At 71.5% G+C, this 22,270-nt stretch carries 18 protein-coding genes; 9 read left to right on the top strand and 9 right to left on the bottom strand.

Annotated features, from left to right (window positions below):
• Positions 1 to 262: 262 nt before the first annotated feature.
• Positions 263 to 655, bottom strand: a complete 393-nt coding sequence (locus ABGA98_RS19240) for a type II toxin-antitoxin system VapC family toxin (protein ID WP_347619701.1) — start codon at positions 653 to 655, stop codon at positions 263 to 265.
• A complete protein-coding gene (locus ABGA98_RS19245) occupies positions 655 to 888 on the bottom strand; it encodes a hypothetical protein (RefSeq protein ID WP_347619702.1) in 234 nt (77 codons plus the stop codon). Before ABGA98_RS19245 ends, ABGA98_RS19240 begins: the two co-directional genes overlap by 1 nt.
• Before the next feature lie 271 nt (positions 889 to 1,159).
• On the opposite strand from ABGA98_RS19245, the gene ABGA98_RS19250 reads away from it, so the two are divergent.
• Both ABGA98_RS19250 and ABGA98_RS19255 read left to right on the top strand, forming a co-directional pair.
• Entirely contained in the window at positions 1,160 to 1,969 is an 810-nt protein-coding gene (locus tag ABGA98_RS19250; protein WP_347619703.1) for an SAM-dependent methyltransferase, read from the top strand.
• A 71-nt stretch (positions 1,970 to 2,040) separates the two neighbouring features.
• Complete coding sequence (locus ABGA98_RS19255; RefSeq protein ID WP_347619704.1) at positions 2,041 to 4,830, top strand: heparinase II/III family protein; 2,790 nt, start codon at positions 2,041 to 2,043, stop codon at positions 4,828 to 4,830.
• Positions 4,831 to 4,850: 20 nt separating this feature from the next.
• Here ABGA98_RS19255 and ABGA98_RS19260 read toward each other — a convergent pair whose 3' ends face one another.
• Positions 4,851 to 5,774 carry an RNA polymerase sigma-70 factor gene (locus tag ABGA98_RS19260; RefSeq protein WP_347619705.1) on the bottom strand — a complete coding sequence of 308 codons (924 nt, stop codon included), beginning with the start codon at positions 5,772 to 5,774 and terminating at the stop codon, positions 4,851 to 4,853.
• 133 nt (positions 5,775 to 5,907) lie between these two features.
• Here ABGA98_RS19260 and ABGA98_RS19265 point away from each other — a divergent pair, with 133 nt between their 5' ends.
• The 4 genes from ABGA98_RS19265 to ABGA98_RS19280 all read left to right on the top strand — a co-directional run bounded on the left by ABGA98_RS19265 (position 5,908) and on the right by ABGA98_RS19280 (position 9,058).
• The gene (locus ABGA98_RS19265) at positions 5,908 to 6,651 is read left to right on the top strand and encodes an SDR family oxidoreductase (RefSeq protein WP_347619706.1); all 744 of its coding nucleotides are present in this window, start codon (positions 5,908 to 5,910) and stop codon (positions 6,649 to 6,651) included.
• 110 nt (positions 6,652 to 6,761) lie between these two features.
• The gene (locus tag ABGA98_RS19270) at positions 6,762 to 7,241 is read left to right on the top strand and encodes a MarR family winged helix-turn-helix transcriptional regulator (protein WP_347619707.1); all 480 of its coding nucleotides are present in this window, start codon (positions 6,762 to 6,764) and stop codon (positions 7,239 to 7,241) included.
• Positions 7,242 to 7,334: 93 nt separating this feature from the next.
• Positions 7,335 to 8,213, top strand: a complete 879-nt coding sequence (locus ABGA98_RS19275) for a nitroreductase (protein ID WP_347619708.1) — start codon at positions 7,335 to 7,337, stop codon at positions 8,211 to 8,213.
• Positions 8,210 to 9,058, top strand: coding sequence for an oxidoreductase (locus ABGA98_RS19280; RefSeq protein WP_347619709.1), 849 nt, complete (start codon positions 8,210 to 8,212; stop codon positions 9,056 to 9,058). Before ABGA98_RS19275 ends, ABGA98_RS19280 begins: the two co-directional genes overlap by 4 nt.
• Before the next feature lie 6 nt (positions 9,059 to 9,064).
• On the opposite strand, the gene ABGA98_RS19285 is transcribed toward ABGA98_RS19280, so the two are convergent.
• Complete coding sequence (locus ABGA98_RS19285) at positions 9,065 to 10,069, bottom strand: MBL fold metallo-hydrolase (RefSeq protein WP_347619710.1); 1,005 nt, start codon at positions 10,067 to 10,069, stop codon at positions 9,065 to 9,067.
• A 183-nt stretch (positions 10,070 to 10,252) separates the two neighbouring features.
• Complete coding sequence (locus ABGA98_RS19290) at positions 10,253 to 11,161, bottom strand: SDR family NAD(P)-dependent oxidoreductase (protein ID WP_347619711.1); 909 nt, start codon at positions 11,159 to 11,161, stop codon at positions 10,253 to 10,255.
• 127 nt (positions 11,162 to 11,288) lie between these two features.
• Between ABGA98_RS19290 and ABGA98_RS19295 the strand changes: the two genes are divergently transcribed.
• From ABGA98_RS19295 to ABGA98_RS19305, 3 genes are all read left to right on the top strand, one after another.
• The gene (locus tag ABGA98_RS19295; RefSeq protein ID WP_347619712.1) at positions 11,289 to 14,066 is read left to right on the top strand and encodes an AAA family ATPase; all 2,778 of its coding nucleotides are present in this window, start codon (positions 11,289 to 11,291) and stop codon (positions 14,064 to 14,066) included.
• Positions 14,067 to 14,165: 99 nt separating this feature from the next.
• A complete protein-coding gene (locus ABGA98_RS19300; RefSeq protein ID WP_347619713.1) occupies positions 14,166 to 17,177 on the top strand; it encodes a hypothetical protein in 3,012 nt (1,003 codons plus the stop codon).
• Between the two features lie 233 nt (positions 17,178 to 17,410).
• Positions 17,411 to 18,940, top strand: coding sequence for a PQQ-dependent sugar dehydrogenase (locus ABGA98_RS19305; RefSeq protein WP_347619714.1), 1,530 nt, complete (start codon positions 17,411 to 17,413; stop codon positions 18,938 to 18,940).
• Here ABGA98_RS19305 and ABGA98_RS19310 read toward each other — a convergent pair.
• Genes ABGA98_RS19310 through ABGA98_RS19325 form a run of 4 tightly spaced genes read right to left on the bottom strand, consistent with a single transcriptional unit; the run spans position 18,900 to position 22,204 of the window.
• Entirely contained in the window at positions 18,900 to 19,481 is a 582-nt protein-coding gene (locus ABGA98_RS19310) for a MauE/DoxX family redox-associated membrane protein (RefSeq protein WP_347619715.1), read from the bottom strand. The two genes, ABGA98_RS19305 and ABGA98_RS19310, sit on opposite strands and share 41 nt — an antisense overlap.
• Before the next feature lie 5 nt (positions 19,482 to 19,486).
• A complete protein-coding gene (locus ABGA98_RS19315; protein ID WP_347619716.1) occupies positions 19,487 to 19,879 on the bottom strand; it encodes a S26 family signal peptidase in 393 nt (130 codons plus the stop codon).
• The gene (locus ABGA98_RS19320) at positions 19,876 to 21,684 is read right to left on the bottom strand and encodes an ABC transporter ATP-binding protein (RefSeq protein ID WP_347619717.1); all 1,809 of its coding nucleotides are present in this window, start codon (positions 21,682 to 21,684) and stop codon (positions 19,876 to 19,878) included. Before ABGA98_RS19320 ends, ABGA98_RS19315 begins: the two co-directional genes overlap by 4 nt.
• On the bottom strand, positions 21,677 to 22,204 hold the full coding sequence (locus ABGA98_RS19325) for a thioredoxin domain-containing protein (RefSeq protein WP_347619718.1): 528 nt from the start codon (positions 22,202 to 22,204) through the stop codon (positions 21,677 to 21,679). Before ABGA98_RS19325 ends, ABGA98_RS19320 begins: the two co-directional genes overlap by 8 nt.
• Positions 22,205 to 22,270 lie beyond the last annotated feature (66 nt).

A 22,270-nucleotide genomic window follows, 5' to 3' on the forward strand; every position in this document is an offset into this window, starting at 1 on the left:
GGCGGTTGGGCGGTCACCAGGCCAGGCGGCCGGCGAGCACTGTTCACCGCGAGCACGCGGGCGGAGGCGGTCTGCGGCGGGTCCAGCGGGCCGGAGGCACGCAGTGCGGCGCCCAGCCCGGGAGGGTTCCCAAGAAGGTTTCACCCGATCGCACGGAAGTCCTGTGACGGCGGCCCACCGGCAAGACCCAGGTTGCGTGCTCGCGCGAGGTGCATCGGCGGCCAGCAGCCCTGCCAGGAGATCCCGGCGGCAAAGAGATGCCTCAGGCAGGCATGTCGATGGCCAGTCCGGCTGTCTGGGCAGCATCGGCCAGTCGTTTGTCGTACGTCACGAATGAAGTGAGCTGGGAGCGGATGCGGAGAGCAGTCGCCAGGTGGACAGCGTCGAGGCTCCGTACGGTCACCGGTCTCACCGTTTGGGCCAGGATGCGAATGCCGGCGTCCAGTTCCACCAACTCGATCAGGTCGAGGACCAGGTGAAGCCGGGTGACGGCTTCAGGGGCGTAGCGTGCCAGGGCCCGCGATGACTCGATCTCCAGCAGAACCGAACTCGTCCATCCGGCCTCCGCCCGTTCGTCGAGCCAGTCGCGCAATGCCTGCGACTCGGCCTCGGCGTGGACCAGTTTCACGACGGCGGCCGAGTCGAGATAGATCATCAGCGGTCGTCCTCACGGCTGCGGGCGATCTCCGCGGCGATGTCGATGCCGTCCGGCTCGCCGAGCGGCATACGCAGGACAGCGCGACGCATAGCGGCAGCACGCTCCTTACGGAGGGCGGCTTCCAGCACGGCTTTGCGGATGGCCGCCGAGCGTGAGCTGCCGTCACGGGTGAGGACATCCAGCGCGTGCTCGGTCTCCGAGTCGCTGCGGATGGTGATGGTGTCAGCCATGCACCTACTGTAAGACGCTCCGTCTTACAGTAGTAAGCCCTGGCCTGCTGGCGCGGCACGGTCTTGTTGGACCAGTCGCGCCCGGCATCGTACGACCCTCGCCTCGATGACGGTTTGTCACAGCGATCCAAAGGATAGGTGCGCGGCCCGGGCGCGCCCGCCTGCGCGGTGCGGCCCTGACATCGGTTCCGGGGCTCACATACGGGATGGAGATCGATAAGTCCGCCTAGACTGGACGCCTGGCATTTTCTGCCCCGTAGAAGGATTGATCATGGCTGACGAGAGCCTGAGTGAACACAAACTCCAGCCGCACGTGCCCCACACGGCACGGATCTGGAACTACTGGTTGGGCGGCAAAGATCATTTTCCCGTCGACCGGGAGGTCGGTGACCGGGTCAAGAAGATCTTCCCGGTGGTGGTCGAGCTCGCCCAGGCCGACCGGCTGTTCCTGGGGCGGGCCGTACGCTACCTGACCGCCGAGGCGGGCATCCGGCAGTTCCTCGACATCGGCACCGGGCTGCCCACCCAGGACAACACGCACGAGGTCGCGCAGCAGATCGCTCCCGAGACGCGGGTCGTGTACGTCGACAACGATCCGCTGGTGCTGGTCCACGCGCGAGCCCTGTTGACCAGTTCGGAGGAGGGCGCCACCTCCTACATCGACGCCGACGCGCATGACCCGTCCTACATCCTGCGCGAAGCGGCCAAGACGCTGGACTTTTCCCAGCCGGTGGCGATCATGCTGCTGGGCATCATGCACTTCATCAGCGACGACGACGAGCTGCAGCGGATCATCGACGAGCTGATGGCCGCGGTGCCGTCCGGGAGCTACGTGGCGGTGGCCAACACCACCACAGCGGTCAACGGCGAGACCACGGCCGAGGCGGTGCGCGTGTGGAACATCGACGCCCAGCCGAAGCTGAAGCTGCGCACCCCCGAGCGGATCGCCGAGTTCTTCGAGGGCTACGAGGTGGTGGAGCCGGGCTGGGTCTCCTGCTCGCGGTGGCGTCCCGAGCCGGAGTGGGACGGCAGCCTGCCGGTCGAGGTCGACCAGTGGTGCGGGGTCGTCCGCAAGGCGTAGACACCACCAAGGGGCCCGGCGCAGGTCACCGGCATACTCGCGCTATACCGGGCGCTCCTACTCTTGCGGGCGTGTCTCTCAACAGATCCCGGACCAGGACTTTCGCCGCGTTGGCTCTGGCCGCTCCGCTGCTCGTGCTGGGTCCGCAGGCCACCGCGGACTCCCTTTCGGATGTGGAGTTCTTCGGCAGGTGGAGCAACGGCGCCTGGGAAGTGGGGCCGCGGTTCTCCTACGCCCATGCGGGCCTCGAGAGCGTGCAGAGCGCTGTCAAGGCCGGCGACTACGCCCTGGCCAAGCGGAGGTTGCTCGACTACTACCGCGCGCGTCCGGCCGCGTCGGCGGGCCGCTTCTCCCACACCGCCTGGCCGGGCGCCCTGGAGCTGACACCCGACCACATCTGGACGCTGGACACCGGCGAAACCTACATCACGACGCTGACGGTCGGCCCTGAGGAGACGACGGTCACGGCCGACGTGACGGGCAGCGTCACCGGCGGGAGGACCGGATTCTTTCTGATGAGCCGGTACAAGGACGCGGTCGTCGCGCGTTTCAACAGCAAGTCGAAGGGGTCGGGCAAGCCCACGCTGCGCCTGACGCTGGCCGACGGCTCGGTGAAGACCCTCCACCCGTCGCACGACACCTACATCTGGGCGGGCAACCCCGGCACCGCGTACGGCGACAAGTACCTGATGCAGGTCAGCGACCAGGGCAAGGGCCCGTTCAGCGCGGCGACGCGGAAGGCGTACCTGCAGTTCGACCTCGCCGGCCTGCCCAAGGTGACGAAGGCCGAGCTGTCGCTGACCGGCTCGGCCGACGCGAAGAAGGACGTCATGCTGTACGGCAACGGCGACACCTTCACCGAGGCCTCCCGCACCTGGTCCAACACCGTGCAGTACACCTACTCCTGGCAGGGCGACCCGGGAGGTTTCGACTGGAAGCAGCCGGCGGGGGCCGACAAGGAATATCTGGTGCAACTGCCCCGCTTCTTCTTCGCCGGGCCGCTGGCGGTGGCCTACCAGCAGACCGGTGACGAGAAGCACGCGAAGGCGCTCATCGACCTGATGACCGACTTCGTCAAGGACGCCGACGCCTACGATTCCGACGAGGGGGCGGGATCGTACCCGAACAGTCTGTCCGTGGCGCGCCGCGTGCAGAACTGGATCGCGGCGTACGAGATCCTGCGCACGAGCCCGTCGCTGACGCCCGAGGCCAACACCGAGATCCTCAAGGCACTGAACAGATCCGGTGTGCACCTCGAGGAGAGCGTGCAGGGCGCCCCCAACTGGAAGCAGACCCAGAAGGTCGCACTGCTGCACACCGCCGTGTACTTCCCGGAGTTCTTCAGGGCGCCGAAGTGGCGCGCCAACGCGGTGGCCTTCCTTGAGGGGCAGCTCGACGATTCCACCTACCCCGACGGGGGCTACTGGGAGGCGACGGACGGCTATGCCCGCGCCTACGCCTCCCAGTACGTGGACATCGCCCTGTTCATGCGGGAGCACGGGATGGAGTTCAGCACCGCGACCAAGGCCAAGCTCCGCAAGCTGGCCCGGTTCCTCATGGACCAGGCCTTGCCGAACGGCCACGGTCCTGCGTACGGCGACAGCGAGCCCAAGGACCTGCGCTCGACCCTCAGAAGGCTTGGAGAGCTGCTCGGCGACGAGGAACTGATCCATGTCGGCACTTCCGGCGCCTCGGGGCGGGAGCCCGGGCACACCTCGTCGCTGTATCCCGACACCCGCGTGGCGGTGTCCAGGTCCGGCTGGGCCCCCGAGGATTCCTACCTGCGGCTCAATGCCGATCGGGGCAACCACAGCCATGCGGACGAGCTGGCGGTCACCGCCTACGCGTACGGCAGGCCGCTGCTGCCCGACATGGGGACGTTCAACTACAGCTCCGACCCGCGCGCGCAGTGGCTGCGGAAGAGCACGGAGGCGCACAACACCGTCGAGATCGACAACCAGGCGCAGAACTCGATGGCCGCCGGGTCGATCACCCACTGGATCTCCAACCCTGCCTTCGACCTGATCGGCGCGCACACCGAAGCCTCCAAGGGGGCGCTGCACGAACGGTCGGTCCTGTCGCTGCCGTCGGGCCTGTGGGTGGTCTCCGACCGGTTGAAGCCCTCGGACGGCGCGGCGCACCGCTACGAGCAGAACTGGCACTTCGCTTCGGAGGCGAACCCCTCACTCAGGTCCGGGCAGAAGGCGGCGACCACGGCCTTCGGCGAAGGCGCGAACATCAGCGTCGTGCCCGCCGACCCGGGCAAGCTCTCCGCCTCGTTGAGGGACGGCTCCTACGCCCCGGCCATGTACCGGGTGGAGGACGCCGAATACGCGTCCTATGTCAAGACGGCCGCGGGCAGGACGACCTTCGACACCCTCCTGCTGCCGTCCCGGGGAGCGGCAGACCCTTCCGTGGCGGTGGAGCGCATCCCGGTCGGCTCCATCCCGACGCACCAGGCGACGGCGCTCGGCCTGGGGCTCGGTGAGCGGGGCGACGCGATCTACTACAAGTCATGGACGACGCCGGCATCGCGCTCGTTCGGGTCGTACACCTTCGACGGGAAGCTGCTCTACGCCCAGACCGGCGCCGCGGGCCAGTCGATCGTGATGGTCGACGGCACGTCGATCGAACGTGACGGCGCGATCCTGGTCACGTCGCCGGAGCCGGTGAAGGACCTGGCCGTGCAGATCGGCGCGGACGGCACCGTACGCATCGACGGCAGCGGATTGACGGCGAGCGTCGATCCGGCAGAGGCCGTCGCGATCGCCGCGCCCGACGCCGCCGAGGTCGTGCTCAACGGCACGCCGGTGCCCTTCCACCGGAACGGCCGGCTCATCTACGCGGCGGCAGCACGTTGAGGATCGCCGGACGCGTGAGGTCAGGTGGGTCGCCAGCGGGCCTGCTTCTGTTCGCGGACGATCGCGCCGGTGTCCGCGACGGGGCCCAGGTGCCCGAGCTTGTCCGGGTTGACCAGCGAGCGGATGGTCTGGATGCGTTCGTCGAGGATGTCGAGGGCCCAGGCGGTGATGATCCTGCCGTCGCGGTCGCGGACGATCGCGCCCGGCTGGCCGTTGACCTCGCGCGGCTCCACCACGGCGCCGATCTTGGTGATGAACGACGGCACGGCGGCGGCCAGCACCCTGATGACCTTGTCCATGCCGGCGACGAGGCGCGGGCCACCGACCTTGCCGCCGCCGTCGTTGACCAGCTGAACGTCGGCGGCCAGCAGCTCGCGCAGCCGGTCGATGTCCCCTTCCTTGAGCGCGTCGAAGAAGCGCCCGGCGAGCTCCTCGCGCTTCCTCCGGTCGGTCTCGAACCGGGGCTGCCCCTCCTGCATGTGACGGCGTGCCCGCGACACGAGCTGCCGGCAGGCCGCCTCGGAACGGCCCACCGCCGAGGCCACCTCCGCGAACTCGAACCTGAACACGTCCCTGAGCACGAAGACGGCGCGTTCGAGCGGGCTGAGCCGCTCCAGCAGGAGCAGCGCCGCCATCGACACCGAGTCGGCCAGCTCCGCGGAGCGTTCCGGGTCGTCGTAGGGGTCGGCGAGCAGCGGTTCGGGCACCCACGGCCCGACGTACTCCTCCCGGCGGACCCGGGCGGAACGCAGCACGTCGATCGAGATCCTGGTGACCGTCGCCGACAGGAACGCCTTGGTGGATCGCGGCTGCGACGAGGTGGTCGCGTAGCGCAGCCAGGCCTCCTGGACGGCGTCCTCGGCCTCGGTCACGCTGCCCAGGATCCGGTAAGAGATCGAGAACAGCAGCGGTCGCAGCTCCTCGAATTCCTGCTCTTGCGTCATCACAGTCCACTTCGTGTTCGGCTTCGGCGTCGGGCCTCGTACATGAGACGAGGGGGCCGGCCGAGCTGTGACATCGCAGCATGAGGCCGCTCACCCGTGTCACAGCCGCGCTGGCCACATCGTCTCAGAGGGCATGACGAATACGGAACAGACCTCGGTGTTGATCACCGGAGGCAACAAGGGACTCGGTTTCGAAGCGGCCCGGCGGCTGGGGGAGCTGGGCTGGACGGTCTTTCTCGGCTCGCGCGACGAAGGGCGAGGGCGGGAGGCCGCCGGCAAGCTCACCGCCGGTGGCGCGAACGTGGTCATGGTCCCGCTGGACGTGACCTCGGACACGTCGGTGGCCGACGCCGTAGGGCTCGTCCGCGAGCACACCGACCGGCTGGACGTGCTGATCAACAACGCCGGCGCGCCGGGAAGTTTCGTCGCGCCGGCGGACGCGACCGCCGAGGAGATCCATTCCGTCTACGACACCAACGTGTACGGGCCGGTCAGGGTCACGCACGCGTTCCTCCCCCTGCTGAGGGCGGCGGAGCATCCGCGGGTGGTGATGGTGTCCAGCGGCGGCGGTTCCTTCGCGGTCGTGACCGACCCGGAGCAGCCCGTGTCGAAGATGCACGAGCTCGCCTACAGCTCGTCGAAGGCGGCACTGAACATGATCACCGTCCGGTACGCCCAGGCGCTCCCGGAGATCAAGTTCAACGTCGCCACGCCCGGCGAGGTCGCCAACCGCAAGTTCGCCGCCACCGACATGAACCGTCACACCGGCGAGCTGACCGTCACCGAGGGCACCGACTCGATCGTCAGGCTCGCGACCGTCGGGCCCGACGGGCCGACGGGGATCTTCGTCGATCGTCTCGGCCCCGTAGCCTGGTGACGGCGGCGTGCCCGCTCGGGCACGCGGAAGGCATCGGCGGCTGAGCGTTCACCGGATTCGTGTTCATCCGAGAAAGTTTCAGACGCAACGATATTCGGTAGCCTGTCGCCATGACCGCCGACGTTCCCGACAGGGCCTCCACCCCGCGCGCGACCGACCGCCCGGGCGACACCTCACCCTTCGCCCTCGGCCTGCTCCTGCGCCAGGCGCACTGGCGGGCCGGCACGGTGATGGCGGAGGCGCTCCGGCCGCTCGGCATCGAGTTGCGGCACTTCGCCGTGCTGATCGTGCTGATGAACCGGGGGCCCACGGTTCAGCGCGACCTGGCGGCGGCGACAGGGTCGGACAAGGCCGGGATCATGCGGGTCGTGGACGACCTGGAGCGCAAGGGGCTGGCCGTACGCAAGGCGGTTCCCGGCGACCGGCGGGTGCGGGCGGTGGGGATCACCCCGCAGGGCGTCGAGCTGTTCGACGCCGCCCATGTGGCGGCGGAGCCCCAGGCCGAGCGGCTGGTCGCCGGCCTGGAGCCCGGCGAGGCCGAGCAGTTGAAGGAGTTGCTGACCCGGATCGCCTATCCCGGAGGCGCGTGAGCAGACCCGCTCGCCCGCCAGATCGTATTGAATGAGACTATATCGTTTGATACTATCGTAGATGTAACCAAGAGAGCCGAAGGAGCGGCGATCATGGACGTCTACGAAACGGTCACGAGCCGGCGGGCGGTGCGCGGCTTCACCGACCAGCCCGTCCCGATGGAGGCGCTCAAGCGCGTGTTGTCAGCCGCCGCCTGGGCGCCGTCCGGGTCGAACCTCCAGCCCTGGCACGTCTACGTCGTGACCGGCGAGCCACTGGCCGAGATCAAGAGGCGCGCCGGCGAGCGCCTGGCCGCCGGCGACCCCTGGGACGAGCGGGAATACGAGATGTACCCTCCCGCGCTGAAGTCCCCCTACCGCGAGCGCCGATCCGCCTTCGGCCGCGAACGCTACGGCGCGCTCGGGATCGAACGCGACGACTGGGAGGCGCGCCAGCGGGCCGCGGCCGGAAACTGGGACTGCTTCGGCGCGCCCGCCGCCCTGTTCTGCTACGTCGACCGCGACATGGGCCGGCCGCAATGGGCCGACGTCGGCATGTACCTGCAGACCGTCATGTTGCTGCTCCGGGCCGAAGGGCTGCACAGTTGCCCGCAGATGGCCTGGTCGGTCTATCGCGAGACCGTCGCGGAGGTTGTGCACCCTCCGGACGGGCTCATCCTCTTCTGCGGCGTCTCCATCGGCTTCGAGGACGTCACGGTCGACCATGTCCGTACGGGCCGCGCGCCGCTCGAGGAGACGGTCACGTTCGTCGGGGGTTCCAGCCCCGCGATCGTGTGTGGCACGCCCCCAAGGATCCCGTGGAGCGGTGGTCACGGGCCGGCCCGCCGGGCCCGGACGCCGCTCCAGCGCGCCGCCGCGGCCGATCCACGCGTACGAGCAGCTCAGGGCAGCGCACATCCGCTCCAGCCAACCGCGCCGAGGCCGGCCCGGCCTGCCCGGACGAACCCCGTCACACCACTTGGAGAGACATGACCGGCCACTTCCCGCTCGGCGGCGACCTGACGGTCGGGCGGCTCGGCTTCGGCGCCATGCGCCTGCCCCAATCCCGTCCTGGCGAGCCGGCCCGCGATCCCGGGACCGCCCGCGCCGTCCTGCGCCGCGCCGTCGAGCTCGGCGTCGACCACATCGACACCGCCGGCTTCTACCGCAGCCAGGACGGCTCCGTACACGCCAACACGCTGATCCGCGAAGCCCTCGCCCCCTACCCGGACGACCTCGTCATCGCCACCAAAGTCGGCCCCGTCCCCGGTCCCGGCGGTCTCGGCCAGGGTACCTCCGCCGATCTGCGACCTCAGGTGGAGGCCGACCTGCGGAGCCTCGGCCTCGACCGCCTCGACCTGGTCTACCTCCGCATCGGCACCACGGCGACGCCCCACGGCGAATCACTCGCCGAACGCTTCGAGACGCTCGCCGCCCTGCGCAAAGAAGGCCTGATCCGCCACCTGGGCGTCAGCAACGTCGACGCCCACCACCTCGCCGAGGCCCGTACGATCGCTCCCGTCGCAGCCGTCCAGAACCACTTCAACATCGCCGGCCGCGACGACGCGGCCCTCCTGGACACCTGCGCCCGGGCCGGCATCGCCTTCGTCCCCTTCTTCCCCCTCGGGGGCGGGCGGACCGAGATCGACCACCCCGCCGTGGCCAAGGTCGCCGTACGCCACAACGCCACCGTCCACCAGATCGCCCTCGCCTGGCTCCTGGCCAGGTCCCCCGCGATTCTGGCCATCCCCGGCACCGGCTCGGTGGCCCACCTGGAAGCCAACCTCGCCGCCCGAGCCATCACCCTCACCGAGGAAGACCTCGCCGACCTCGCCTGACCATCGTCAGGAGACCTTCTCGCAGATGCGGTAGGTCATCATCACGCAGATGCGGTGGAGTTGGCGGCACAGGCCGAGGAAGTCCTCGTGCGCGGGCGCCGGAGGGCTGGGGTAGGCGTCGAGCCTGGCCGCGAACTCCGGGTCCAGCCCGCCGGCCCACGGGTCGGTGCAGCGGGCGTAGACCTCGTCGATCGGGACGCCCGCCTGGTGGGCGGTGCTCACCTCGTCCTGGAGGCGTTCGAGGTAGGCGAGCAGCGCGTCGATCGCCTGCGGCCCGTCGCCGATCGGGCCGTGGCCGGGGACGATGGTCTCCAGCTCGGGCAGGCCCGCCTTCAACGCGCGCAGCCCCTGGATGTAGGGCACGGGTCCGCCCTGCAACATCATGTGCGCCGATCCGGCCGCGCACAGGTAGTTGCCGGTCCAGGCGGTACGCGCCGAGGGGACGTAGACGATCGTGTCGCCGGGGCCGTTGCCGGGGCCGAAGCGGTGCAGCTCGACGGTGGTGCCGCCCAGGTCGATCTCGGCGTGGGTGTCGAAGACGACGTCCGGCAGCCGCCAGGTGGTGAAGGCGTCGAACTCGGCCTCGGCGCCGTACATGTTCTTGGAGCGCATCTCCTTCTCGTAGGCCAGGTCGTGCATGTTGTCGCGGTTCTCCCGCGAGGTGATCACGGTCACGTCGTCGGGGAAGGCGATGTTCCCGAACGTGTGGTCGCCGTGGTAGGTGGTGTTGGCCAGGTAGCGCAGCGGCCGGCCGGTCACCTCCTTCGCCGCGCGCTGGACCTGCGCGCCGACCGCCGGGGTCACGCCGGAGTCGATGATCAGCGACGCCTTCGTGCCGGCGACGACGCCGTTGTTGTCCTTGGGCGGGACGGTGGCCATGAGCGCGTGCACGCCCGTGCCCAGTTCCCGCGCCCGGAATTCCAGGCCGACCGGGCTGAGGTTGGGGCCGTAGTAGTCCGGCGGGCGTTCCTTGGTCTCGCGGTCGAGCAGGTGGTGGGAGAGCTCGGACATGAACGGGACTCCTGTCCTCGTGGCCACCGCGTGCCGGCGGCGTACCTTTCGATATTAAGCAAGCGATCGATTAATTTGCAATCGAGAAGGCCGAGGATCAACAGGTCGCACCGCCCTTCGAGCCGCCGCGTCCCGAGCGAGGTCATGTTCGCCGTGGTCTGGGCAAAGTGGTCAACGTCCATCTCACTTGCGGGTCGTGGGCCGGGGATGGGCTTCGTACCGCCGGCCGCCGAAGGCCGGGTCCATGCCGAGCATCCGCAGGAAGAGCCGATCGAGCAGGCGGTCGGGCAGCAGCCGGGGCAGCTTGGTGAGCAGCTTGGCGTGCCCGCCCGCGGGATATCGGGTCGCCGGGCGGGGCGCGGTCAGCGCGCGCAGGATCGCGCGGGCGATCACCTCGGGCGGGCTGCCGCGGTCGCTGCGCTCGGCGATCCGGTCGACGACCGCGCCGAACGACTCGCCGTACAGCTGCCTGCCCGGCTCGGCCAGGCCGTCGATGAGCCGCCGGGCGGCGGCGACCATCTTGCCCGGCGCCGCGCTGGCGGTCGCGCCGGGCTCGACCAGCACCACGTGGATCCCCCACGGGCGCAGCTCCATGCGCAGCGCGTCGGTGAGCGACACCAGCGCGTGCTTCGACATGGTGACCGGGGCGATGTACGGCAGCGTGATCCGCCCGCCCTCCGAACCCACGTTCACCAGCCGTCCGGCTCCCCTGCGCAACAACGGCAGAAAAGCCTGGGCCACCGCGAGCTGCCCGACGAGGTTGACCTCCAGCTCACGCCGCAGGTCGTCCAGCGGGATCAGCTCCAGCGGGTACGGCGAGCCGGTGCCCGCGTTGTTCACCACGCCGGACAGCCCGCCGGAGCCCACATGGCCGGACACCGTCGCGACCGCCTCCGCGATCAGATGACCGTCGGTGACGTCGATCCGCAGCGGCAACGTCCTGCCCGGCGCCAGCGCCGCCACCTCCTGGGCCGCGGCGTCGCTCCTGACCCCGGCGAACACGGTGAACCCCACCCTGGCCAGCGCCAGCGTGGTCGCCCTGCCGATGCCCGACGAAGCGCCCGTGACGACCACGGCACCGCGATCTTTCATTCCGGCCACCTCCTGACGTCTCGTGACTACGGACCACGACGGTAGGAGGCGCCGGCCGGGTCCCGAATCCGTCAACCGAACAGTGGGGATACGGGAGGTCGCGGACCGTGGGCTAGGGTTCCGAGACATGCTGTACGGGCGTGACGCGGAGCTCCGCCGGATCCAGCACCTCATCGAGGCGGTCCGGGCGGGCGGCAGCGGAGCGCTCCTGCTGACCGGCGAGCCCGGCACGGGCAAGACCGCCCTCCTCGACCACTCCGCGGGCCGGGCGGAGGGCGTCCGCGTGCTGCGCGTCCACGGCGTCGAGAGCGAGGCCGACCTGCCCTTCGCCGCTCTGCACCAGCTCCTGCGCCCCCTGCTCCCAGGCGTCTCCGCGCTCCCGGGCCCGCAGGCCGCCGCGCTGTCCCGCGCCTTCGGCCTGGCCGGGCCCGGCGACGGCGGCCCGGCGGCGGAAGACGCGGGCGGGCGGTTGCTGGTCTCGCTGGGCATGCTCACGTTGCTGGGCGATGCGGCCGAGGAAACCCCCGTGCTCTGCGTGGTGGACGACGCGCACTGGCTCGACGTGCCGTCCGCCGACGCGCTGGGGTTCGTGGCCAGGCGGCTGACCGGCGAGTCGATCGGGCTGCTGCTCGCGGTCCGCGACGGCCACTCCGCACGTTTCCCCGGGCTGCCCGAGCTGCCCGTACGAGGGCTCGACCACGCCTCCGCCTCCGCCTTCCTCTCCGAGCGGCACCCGGAGCTGGCAGCGCACGTACGCGAACGGATCGCCGCCGCGACCGGCGGCAACCCCCTGGCCCTGCACGACCTGCCCGCGGCTCTCACCGCGGACCAGCGCACCGCCCACACCCCGCTGGTCGGCCCATTGCCGCTCCCCGACCACCTGCGCCGCCTGTACGCCGAACGCGTTCGCGGCCTCCCCGCCGACACGGCCACGCTGCTGCTCGCGGCCGCGGCCGAGGACGGCGGCGAGCTCGCCGCCGTCCTCCGCGCGGCCGACGAACTGGGCGTACGCCCGCAGGCGCTGGACGCCGCGGAAAGGGCGGGCATCGTCACGATCGAGGACACCGCCGACGGCCGCCGCGTGGTGTTCCGCCACCCCCTCGTGAGAACCGCCGTCTACCACGACGCGCCCTTCAGCCGGCGGCTCGCCGTGCACCAGGCGCTGGCCAGAGCGCTCGATCCCGAACGCGGAGCCTGGCACCGCGCCGCCGCGGCGACGGGCCCCGACGCCGAGGTGGCCCGCGACCTCGAACGCGGTGCCCGGCGCGCGCTGCGCCGCGGAGCTCCGGGCACCGCGGCCGTCGCGCTGGAGCGAGCGGCGTGGCTGACCGCCTCGGCTCCTGACCGGGCCGCCCTGCTCGTCTCCGCGGCGGAGGCCGCCGGCACGTCAGGCGACCCCGCGCTCGCCGAGGCGCTCGCCGGCCAGGCGGAGCGCGCCGGCGCCGACCTCGCGGGCCAGGCCAGGATCGGCCTGCTCCGCGCGAGCGCCGCCTTCGACCGTGGCTCCCCCGCCGACGTCCACCGCCTGCTGCTCGACCGCTCCGCGCCCATCGCGAGGACCCATCCGGAGCTCGCCGCCACCATGCTGCTCGACGCCGTGAAGAACGGCTGGTTCCTCAACGACCCGGCACGTACGCGCTCGGCCTCCGAGGCGCTGGCCGCCGTCCCTCTCCCGCACGGCAGCCCGCTCACGCCTCTGGTCGGCACGGTGCTCGCCCTCGGCCAGGTCGTCGACGGCGCGGGCCACCCGGTGGACGACATGGAGAACGCCAGGCCGCCGCTCGGCGCGGTCACCCCCGAGACACCCCTCGGCGCGATCATGACCGCGGCCGCCGCCATGGTGGGCGATGACGTGGGGCTGACCGACGTGGCGGGCGAGGCGGTGCGGGCCTGCCGGGCCGCGGGCCGCGTCGGCTGGCTGCCCCTCGCGCTGCAGTTGCTCGCCTCGGCCGAACTGCTGTCCGGCCGCCACCACTTCGCCGCGGCCACCGCCGCCGAAGGGCTCGACCTGGCCGTGGAGCTGGGCCAGGACAACCGCGCCTGCCACTTCAGAGGGGTGCTCGCCTGGCTGGACGCGGTGGCGGGCGAGGAGGAGTCATGCCGTGAACGGGCCATGCTCTGCCTGCGCCACGCCGAGGCGCAGCGTATCCCGCCGAGCGCCGCCATCGCCTCATGGGCACTGGGGCTGCTCGACCTCTCGCTCGGCCACGCCGACGAGGCGCTGGCCCACCTCCTGCCCCATGCCGCGGTGAGCGGCGGCCATCCGCTGATCGCCATCATGCAGACCCCCGACCTGGTCGAGGCCGCGGCCAGAGCGGGCAGGGCCGACCTGGCCAGACCGCACCTGGCGCGCTACGCCGAATGGTCGGCCAGGGTGCGCCGCGACTGGGCGCTGGCCACGCTGCACCGCTGCTCCGCGCTGCTCGCCGACCACGACGACGCGGAAGGCCACTTCGCACGGGCCCTCGAACTCCATGACCGCGCCGGGCTCTCCGGCCGGCCACGGGCCTTCGACCACGCGCGCACGCGTCTGGCCTACGGTGAGTGGCTACGCCGCGCACGCCGCCGCGCCGACGCCCGCGAACCCCTGCAGGCCGCGTTCGACGCCTTCGACCGGCTCGGCGCCACGGCCTGGGCAGAGCGGGCGAGCACCGAACTCCGCGCCACCGGCCACGGCTCCAAGCCCGCCGCCACGGCCACGGCCACCGGACTGGCCGCGCTCACGCCCCAGGAGCTCCAGGTGGTGCGGATGGCGACCACCGGCGCCAGCAACCGGGAGATCGCCGCACACCTGTTCCTCAGCCCTCGCACGGTCGCCTACCACCTCTACAAGGCCTTCCCCAAGCTGGGCGTGACCTCGCGGGTGGAACTGGCCGCCCTGCTCCACGACCGTCCCTCGCCCTGACGCGGAGGGTCCTCTTTCTGGCGCGATCATCCGTTAAGCCGTTCGCAACCGGTAACCGGGATCATCACCCCATGTCGGCACATCGAGTGGGGAGGGATCGTGGGCGCGCCATCTGAGGAGCAGATCGGCGGCAACACGCTCATCGCCCAGGTCGGGCGGGACGGCGACGCGGTCACCTGTCTGGCGCGCACCCCGTCCGGGCGGCAGGTCGTCGTCAGGACCTTCGCCGCGGACGCATCCGCCGAGGCGGCCTTCGACGCCGAGGCGCTGCCCGAGCTGGAGCGCGACCTCGCCGCGTCCCGCAGGGTCGGCTCGCCGTTCGTCGCCGGCGTCCTGGGCGGCGACGTCCGCGCGGCGCGGCCGTACGTGGTGCGCGCGCACGTCGAGGGCGAGACGCTGGGCCAGGCGCTGGCGCGCGGCCCCTTCTCCGGGCCGGGGCTGTGGCGCATGGCGGGCGAGATCGCGGCCGGGCTGCACGCGATCTACCAGGCGGGCGTACGCCGGAGCGGCCTCACCCCCGACGGAGTGACCCTCGGGCCCGAAGGGTTGCGGATCACCGACTTCGGCCCCGCGGCCACCGCTCCCCTCGCCACCCCGCGACCCGCGTACATCGCGCCCGAGCAGGAGCCCTCCCAGGCCGCCGAGGTCTTCACGTGGGGCCAGATCGTGGTGTGCGCCGCGAGCGGCAACCCATCGCCGACCGCCGAGGACCTCGACGTGCTGGACGGACCGCTGCGCGAGCTCGTGTCCGCCGCCGTGAACCCCAACCCGGCGGCCCGCCCCGGCCTCGACGAGGTCGTCACCGCCCTGCGCGGCGCCCCCACGGCGCCCCCGCCCATGGCACCCCCGCCTTCGCACGGGACCCCCCCGCACATGGCACCCCTGCCTTCGCACGGAACGCCCCCGTCCGCGTACGGAGTGCCCTCGTCTGCGCACGGGACACCCGCGCACATGGCGTCGGCGCGGCGGCGCTCCTGGGTGTGGGGAGCCGTGGCGGCCGGTGTCGTGCTCGTGCTCGGCGCGGCGGCCGCCTTCGTGGTGTTCCGGCCGGACGGCCAGGTCGCCCAGAAGGAGGCGACGGCACCGCAGACCGGCCAGGTGATCAGGGCCGACCGGCTCTTCCCGCCTCCGTCAGAGCCGGCACCCGACGGCGGGCTCGACCAGTACGTCAACGCCGCGGCCGTCCGCGACGACACCGTGGTCGTGGTGGGCGGTGAGACCGTGGGCACATATTCGACGACTCGCCCGATCTTCCTGGTCTCCGACGACAGCGGCGCGACCTGGAAGTCGGTGCCGCCGCCCGGGACCGAGTCGATGGCCGCGGGCCTCGTGGCGGGCGGGGACAAGGGCTGGGTGGCCTTCCCCAGCAGGCTGTCCGAGCACTCCCTTGTGGCGTGGACCAGCGCCGACGGTCACGCCTGGCAGCCCGTCAGCGGCGACGCCCTCGGTGACATGGCCGGCTACAACCTGTCCGGCCTCGTGGCAACCAACAGCGGATTCGTGATCAAGGGCGCGCGGGACGCGTCGGCACGGAAGGCGAGCCCGACCGCGGTCTGGACCTCGGCGGACGGCCGGCAGTGGCAGCGGACGACGACCACGACCGCACTGCCGTCAGGCCGTACGAGCATGGTCGCCCACGGCGACAACGTGCTCATCGACGGCGACTCCGCCGATGGGACGAGTGGCCGCCTGACCGCGAGGTCGGCGGACGGCGGCCGCACCTGGCAGACCGCCACGCTCGACACCGGCACGAGCACGCCCGTCCTCGCCACGGACGGCAAGTCCTTCTACGCCGCCTTCAGCAAGGAGTTCAAGACCACCACCATCGCCGGTTCGGCCGACGGCGCGTCGTGGAAGGAGCTGGGCTCCAGCGAGGGTTCATCGCCGAAGGGGTTCGCCGCGGGCGCGACCGGGTTCTACCTGCTCATGGACGCCGTACCGATCGGGGAGCCCGGATATGGCGAAGAGGCCAGGCTCCTCCACAGCGAGGACGGCTCCGGCTGGGACTCCCTGGGGACCTCCCGCGAGCTGAACGCCTACCAGCCGGTGATGGCGACGACCAGGACCGGTGCTCTCCTCAGCGGCGACACCTTGGGTGTCTTCTCCACCAACCGGCCGGAGCGTCTCGACCTGCGGTTGTTCTCCGCGGGCCCGGACAGCGACGTCGCCCCCATCGACTTCAGCGGCGTCGCGGGGCTGCGCTACCCCGTCACCCGGGTCAACGACCTGCGCCACGCGGGAGACGTCACCGTGGCCGTCGGCCAGTCCCAGGGCATGGCCAGCGCCTGGTGGAGCACCGACAGCGGCGCGACCTGGCAACGTGCGGGCCTGGAGACGCCAGGCGCGTTCACCGCCGTGGTGCACGGCCCGAGCGGCTGGCTCGCGATCGGCCCCGGGGTCTACACCTCGCGCGACGGCCGCACCTGGCAGCGTTCCGGGCACGACTTCGGCACGGTCAGGGACGCCGCGGCGGCCAGGGACAGCTATCTGGTGACGTCCTCGAAGGACGCGAAGCAAACATCCTGGCGCTCCACCGACCTGGTCACCTGGCAGCAGGTCCCCTCCCCCTTCGAGTTCCCCAGCGACCTGGCGGGCGGAGAGTACGGCTACGTCGCCCCGGGCACGTGCCCGGGCGGCAGCACCACGGCGAACTGCCTGACGTATTCGGCCGACGGCCTCTCGTGGCAGCCCATGCCGGCGATCGGCCTGCCGGACGGGCAGGGCGCGTGGGTCACCGAGGCCGTCGTCGGGCGGGACACGGTGATCGTCACGGGGCTGGCACGCCAGGGCGGCTCCCTCACCAAGACGTTCTCCGCCCTGCTCTCCTCGTCAGGCCAGTGGGAGAAACCCCTGGTCGCCGAGCTCGGCCGCCCGGCGCTGTCCCAGCTCGGCCGGGACGGGAACGTATGGATCGGCCTGCGGGTGCAGGCGGGTGAGATGATGCTCGTAAGGTCACAGGACGGGCGCACCTGGGAACCGCGGACCCGCGTCACCTGGCCGAAGGGCATGCAGTCCCAAGCCATCGCGGCCGCCCCTGGCAGGACGCTCGTCGTCGGCTTCGTCCGTACGGAGACCGAGGACTACCCGGTGCTGGGCCGCCTCGCACCTTAGTCCGGTCACCGGCGGTCCCAGCGCCTCGAACTCGCGGCCACGCGCGCTGGGCGATGTACGTTTCATGCGGCCGGTGGCGGGCCCTGCCGGAGGATGCCGCATCACCGCAGGTGAGATGGGGTCAACGGCCTGGCGCGTCAGCTCCGTGCGTACATCGTGATCGCCGCCCTGGTTGGGACGGCGGGCGAGCCTATACCGTCCGATCCGACGACGCCTCGCCTCTGGAGTCCCCCATGCCAGGTAAACGCTGGGCCGCCCCCGTACTGCTCGCCCTGACCCTGCCGCTGCTCGCCCCCGCGGGCGTGCTCACCCCACCGGTCGCCGCGGCGACGTCCGTCTCCGAGGTGCCGCTGGAGGAGATCAACGCGGTCACCACCCAGGTCGCCTTCGGTTTACGCCGCCCCACCGCCATCGCCGCACCCGATGACGGGACGGACAGGCTGTTCATCACCGAGAAGCGCGGGACCGTGCGGGTCTACCACCCGGACACCGGTCTCGACCAGACCCCGATCATCGACATCACGGCGTCGGTGGACGAGTCCGGCAACGAGCGCGGGCTGCTCGGCATCGCCCTCTCGCCCGACTTCGCCGAGAGCCATGACCTGTACCTCGCCTACACGGCGCTGCCGGACGGCGCGGTGACCCTGGCACGGTACGGGCTGGACGACGCGAGCCTCGAACCCCTGCTCTCCCAGGAGCACGCCGAGAACAGCAACCACAACGGCGGCCAGATCACCTTCGGCGCCGACGGCAACCTGTACATGAGCATCGGCGACGGCGGCGGCTCAGGTGACCCCTTCGACTCCGGGCAGCGCGTGGACACCCTGCTGGGCAAGATCCTGCGCATCGACGTCAGCCGGAGCTGCGGCGACCTGTCCTACTGCGTACCCGAGGACAACCCGTTCGCCGGCGTCGCGGGCGCGCGCGAGGAGATCTGGATGTACGGCGGGCGCAACCCCTGGCGCTTCTCCGTCGACCCGGCGGACGGCTCGATGTGGATCGCCGACGTCGGCCAGGGCAGGTGGGAGGAGATCAACCACGTCAAGCCCGGACGGCAGGCCGGCGCGAACCTCGGCTGGTCCTGCTACGAGGGGCTGGAGGTGTTCGACGAGACCCAGTGCGACTCCGACGCCGACTACACCGAGCCGGTTTTCACCTACTCCCCGCACACCGGCGGCTGCGCCGTCATCGGCGGGCAGGTCTACCACGGCGAGGAGTTCGCCGACCTGGCCGGCGGCACCTACATCGCCACCGACTACTGCTCCTCCACCGTGTGGGCGCTGCGCGAGGACGGCGCGGGCGGCTATCTCCAGGCCGAGCTCGGCCAGACGCCGACGCAGGTCACCGCGTTCGGCGCCACGCCGGAGGGCGAGCTGTACGTCGTCAACGACCTTCCCGGGGGCCTGCACCGCGTCTCGTTCGAACGCGCGAAGCCGGCCTGCCTGATCGGGCACACCACGCGGACCTGGGGTGGCGGCATGACCGTCGACCTCACCATCACCAACACCGGCACCACCCCGATCGACGGGTGGACGCTGAGATTCCCCCTCTCGCGCGGGCAGACCGTCATCTCCGACTGGAACACCGACCTCACCCAGAGCGGCGACATCGTCACCGCGGTCAACGCCGCCCACAACGGCTCCATCGCCCCTGGCGGCAGCGTCACGCTGGGCTATCTCGTCAGCCACACGGGCGACACGTCCCTGCCGAGCAGGTTCTCCCTCAACCGAGACGCCTGCGCCGTCGACCGCCCGCAGGCGTGAGTCGCCGGGACGACCAGGCGGACGGTCCCAGCAGCGCCGCGAGGTCGTCCCATCGCGCCATCAGCAGCCCCAGTACGGCTCCCAGAACCCCGGCGGCCGAGCCGAGCACCAGGTCGGCGGAGCCGTTCGCCAGAGATCCCACCAGCCCGAGCAGGGACGCCGTGACGAGGATCAGGTTGCGCACCACGTGCGGCACGCCGAGCGGTGTCTCGGAGGGGCCGAAGCACCGGCACGGCACCGGGGCGGGCCTGCGGGCGACCGCGCCCACGGCCAGCGTGAAGCAGCTGAGCAGCACGGCCGCCAGCACGAATCCCGCCGTCGCGGCCCAGCGCGGGGGAACCAGGACCAGCACGATCACCGCGGCCTCCGCCGCGGTGACGGCCACGGCGGCCATCGGGACGACCGCCTTGCCGATCACCGCCATCTCGCTGATCGACTCGACGAACCCCGCCCACGCCGCACGGCCGCGGACCTTGCCCGCCAGGGCGAACGCGAACACCGTGACCAGCAGCAGCCTGCTCGCCACCTCGACATACTGCATGATCGCTACTGTTCCCCTCGTGGCGGCAGGGACCTGATGACCGCCACCACATGAGAGGCGGGCAGCAGGCCGAAGTGCCGGGAGTCCACGCTGCGGTGCGGGTTGTCACCGAGGACCGCGACGCGACCGGCGGGCACCGGACCGCCGCCCAGCACGGCGGGCAGCGGTTCGCCTTCGCAGGCGGCCAGCCGCTTGACCAGCAGCGGCGGTACGGGGTGCGGGTTGCGCACGATCACGACATCGCCCGTCACGCCCCTGGTACGCCGGGCCAGCAGCCGCTGGCCCGGGCGCAGGGTGGGTTCCATGCTGGCGCCCTCGACCGTGACCGTGACGAACCGCCCGCGCAACCACACCAGGACGGCGACCGCGCCCAGCACGATTCCCACCACGTATCTCATCCGATGTGCTCCGAGACGTAGCCCGCGGACTGCAGGGTGAACAGCCTGGCGTAGGGACCCTGCCGGTCCATCAGTTCCTCGTGCCGCCCCTGCTCGGCCACCTGCCCCTCCTCCAGCACGACGATGAGGTCGGCGTCGCGCACGGTGTTGAGCCGGTGCGAGATGAGCAGGCTGGTACGCCCTGACCGGCCGGCGCGCATCCGGACGTGGATGTCGTGTTCGGCTTCGGGGTCCAGCCCCGAGCTGGGCTCGTCGAGGATCATCAGGTCGGGCCGGTCGCGCAACAACGCGCGGGCGATGGCCATCCGCTGCCACTGCCCGCCCGACAACTCGACCCCGGTGGACGCGGAGTCCTCGTCGCCGTCGCTGAAGAAGAGCCGGGTCAGCAGGGTCTCGTAGCCGCGCGGCAGTTCGGCGAGCGTGTCGTGGATGCCGGCCCGCCGGGCGGCGGCCTGGATGTCGGGTTCGGAGTCGATCAGGGGGAGATTCCCGAGGCCGATGTTCTCGGCGGCGGACAGGTCGTAGGCCATGTGGTCCTGGAAGACGGCGCTGATCCGGGCGCGCAGGTCGGCGGGGTCGCTCTGGCGCAGGTCCACCCCGTCCCACAGGATCGTGCCCCTGGTGGGGTCGTAGAACCGGCACAGCAGCTTGACCAGGGTGCTCTTGCCCGCTCCGTTCAGCCCGACCAGGGCGACGGTGCCGCCGTACGGGATGAACAGGTCGACGCCGCGCAGGATCCAGGGGTGGTCGTCGCCGTACCGGAACCACACGTCGCGCAGTTCGATGCCGCGCCGCAGCGCAGGCAGCGGGGTGGTGGCCGCCACGGGCAGGTCGGGCGGGGTGTGGGTGACGTCGAGGTAGTGGCCGAACATGCGCAGGCTCTGGGCCATCTGCGCGATCATGTGCACCATCGTGTTGAGCCCCAGCTGGGTGCCCGCCACCGCGCCGATGAACATCACCACGTCCCCCGCGCTGATCCTGCCTTCGCGCGCCACCATGCCCGCCCACACCAGCCCGCCGCCGGCCACCAGCGCGGCCAGCAGTTCGAGCGCGCCGTTCGTGGCCAGCCGGCGCAGGTCCAGGCGGCGCTGGGCGCGGTTGACGCCCCTGCGCTCGGCCAGCATCCGCCCGCGCAGGAAGCCGCCGATCCCGAACAGCCGGACCTCCTTGGCGGCCTGGACGCCGGTCAGCAGCTGGCCGTAGAAGAACTCCCTGCGCTGGGCGGGGCTGGTCTGCCACATCATCGTCGTGTACTGCCTGGCCAGGCGTAGCTGGGCGGCGAGCGCCGGCGCGAGCGAGGCCAGCACGATCAGGGCCATCCACGGGTTGATCAGCGCCAGCGCCCCGAGGAACCCGGCGACCGTGAGCGCGGCCCTGCCGACGTCGAAAGCGGATCCGAGCAGCCCGTGGCAGTCGGTGGTGGACTGCTGGGCCAGGCGCAGCCGGTCCAGGAAGGCGGGGTCTTCGAAGTAGCGCAGCCCGGCGAACTTCCCGGTGGCGGCGAACAGCCGGTCGGTGGCGCGCAGCCCGACCGCCCTGCCCAGGGCGCCGTTGGCGTAGGTGGACAGGCTCGGCAGCACGCCGGCGGCCAGGCCGCTGGCGGCCAGCCCGAGCGCCGCGCCGAGCACGGAGCCGCTGCCGGCGGTCAGCGCGTCGAGCAGCGCCTTGGTGAACCAGGTCGTGGAGATGGGGACCGCGGCCTGGGCCAGGGTGGCGCCGACGTAGAAGAGCACCGTCGCGGGCGCGCTGCGCCAGGCCAGCCCCGTGACGGCGGCCAGCGCGCGCGGCCAGGACCACTCAGCCACGCGCGGCGGTCAGGGCCAGCACGTCGGCCAGGTCATGTCCTGTCGCGAGCACGGTGCGGCTGTCGTCGACGAGGAAGACCCGGGGGAAGGCCGCCACCTTGAACGCCTTGGCCATCGACCCGCCGTCCGGGCCGGCCGTGTCGACCATGGCGACAGGTTCGAGCAGCTCGCGCATCGGCCCGGTCTCGTCGCGAAGGCCGGCGATCACGGCGATGACCTGTTCACGCGGCATCGTCGAGGCCAGCTCGGCGAACTTGGGGGCCAGCTCCGTGCAGGGCGAGCACGACGGGGAGAAGAAGCCGACCAGCGTACGCCCGCGCAGCGCGTGCCCCGCCTCGAACTCCGCCACCGTCTCACCGGGCTGGAGCGAGGGTGGCGGGGCGCCGCCGGCCTGCTCGTACAGGCCGTTGAGGCGTTCGGTGTGTTCGCGCAGCCTGCGGATGATGCCCAAGCCCAGCACCAGGTTGAGGGCGCACAACACGGCCAGCACCACCACGGCCGCCCACAGGGCGTAAACCATCACGATCTCCTCATCGCGGTACGGAGGGCCGGGCCTGATCAGAGGGCCCGGCCCGTGGATCACGAC

The sequence above is a fragment of the Nonomuraea sp. B1E8 genome, assembly GCF_039871515.1.
Lineage (GTDB): Bacteria > Actinomycetota > Actinomycetes > Streptosporangiales > Streptosporangiaceae > Nonomuraea.

Bases quoted from the DNA above. Each gene is read 5' to 3' on its own strand.
- ABGA98_RS19290 (WP_347619711.1), bottom strand. From the start codon at position 11,161: ATGAAAGATCGCGGTGCCGTGGTCGTCACGGGCGCTTCGTCGGGCATC.
- ABGA98_RS19315 (WP_347619716.1), bottom strand. From the start codon at position 19,879: ATGAGATACGTGGTGGGAATCGTGCTGGGCGCGGTCGCCGTCCTGGTG.
- ABGA98_RS19270 (WP_347619707.1), top strand. From the start codon at position 6,762: ATGACCGCCGACGTTCCCGACAGGGCCTCCACCCCGCGCGCGACCGAC.
- ABGA98_RS19265 (WP_347619706.1), top strand. From the start codon at position 5,908: ATGACGAATACGGAACAGACCTCGGTGTTGATCACCGGAGGCAACAAG.
- ABGA98_RS19305 (WP_347619714.1), top strand. From the start codon at position 17,411: ATGCCAGGTAAACGCTGGGCCGCCCCCGTACTGCTCGCCCTGACCCTG.
- ABGA98_RS19275 (WP_347619708.1), top strand. From the start codon at position 7,335: ATGGACGTCTACGAAACGGTCACGAGCCGGCGGGCGGTGCGCGGCTTC.
- ABGA98_RS19280 (WP_347619709.1), top strand. From the start codon at position 8,210: ATGACCGGCCACTTCCCGCTCGGCGGCGACCTGACGGTCGGGCGGCTC.
- ABGA98_RS19260 (WP_347619705.1), bottom strand. From the start codon at position 5,774: ATGACGCAAGAGCAGGAATTCGAGGAGCTGCGACCGCTGCTGTTCTCG.
- ABGA98_RS19325 (WP_347619718.1), bottom strand. From the start codon at position 22,204: ATGGTTTACGCCCTGTGGGCGGCCGTGGTGGTGCTGGCCGTGTTGTGC.
- ABGA98_RS19295 (WP_347619712.1), top strand. From the start codon at position 11,289: ATGCTGTACGGGCGTGACGCGGAGCTCCGCCGGATCCAGCACCTCATC.
- ABGA98_RS19285 (WP_347619710.1), bottom strand. From the start codon at position 10,069: ATGTCCGAGCTCTCCCACCACCTGCTCGACCGCGAGACCAAGGAACGC.
- ABGA98_RS19310 (WP_347619715.1), bottom strand. From the start codon at position 19,481: ATGCAGTATGTCGAGGTGGCGAGCAGGCTGCTGCTGGTCACGGTGTTC.
- ABGA98_RS19250 (WP_347619703.1), top strand. From the start codon at position 1,160: ATGGCTGACGAGAGCCTGAGTGAACACAAACTCCAGCCGCACGTGCCC.
- ABGA98_RS19245 (WP_347619702.1), bottom strand. From the start codon at position 888: ATGGCTGACACCATCACCATCCGCAGCGACTCGGAGACCGAGCACGCG.
- ABGA98_RS19240 (WP_347619701.1), bottom strand. From the start codon at position 655: ATGATCTATCTCGACTCGGCCGCCGTCGTGAAACTGGTCCACGCCGAG.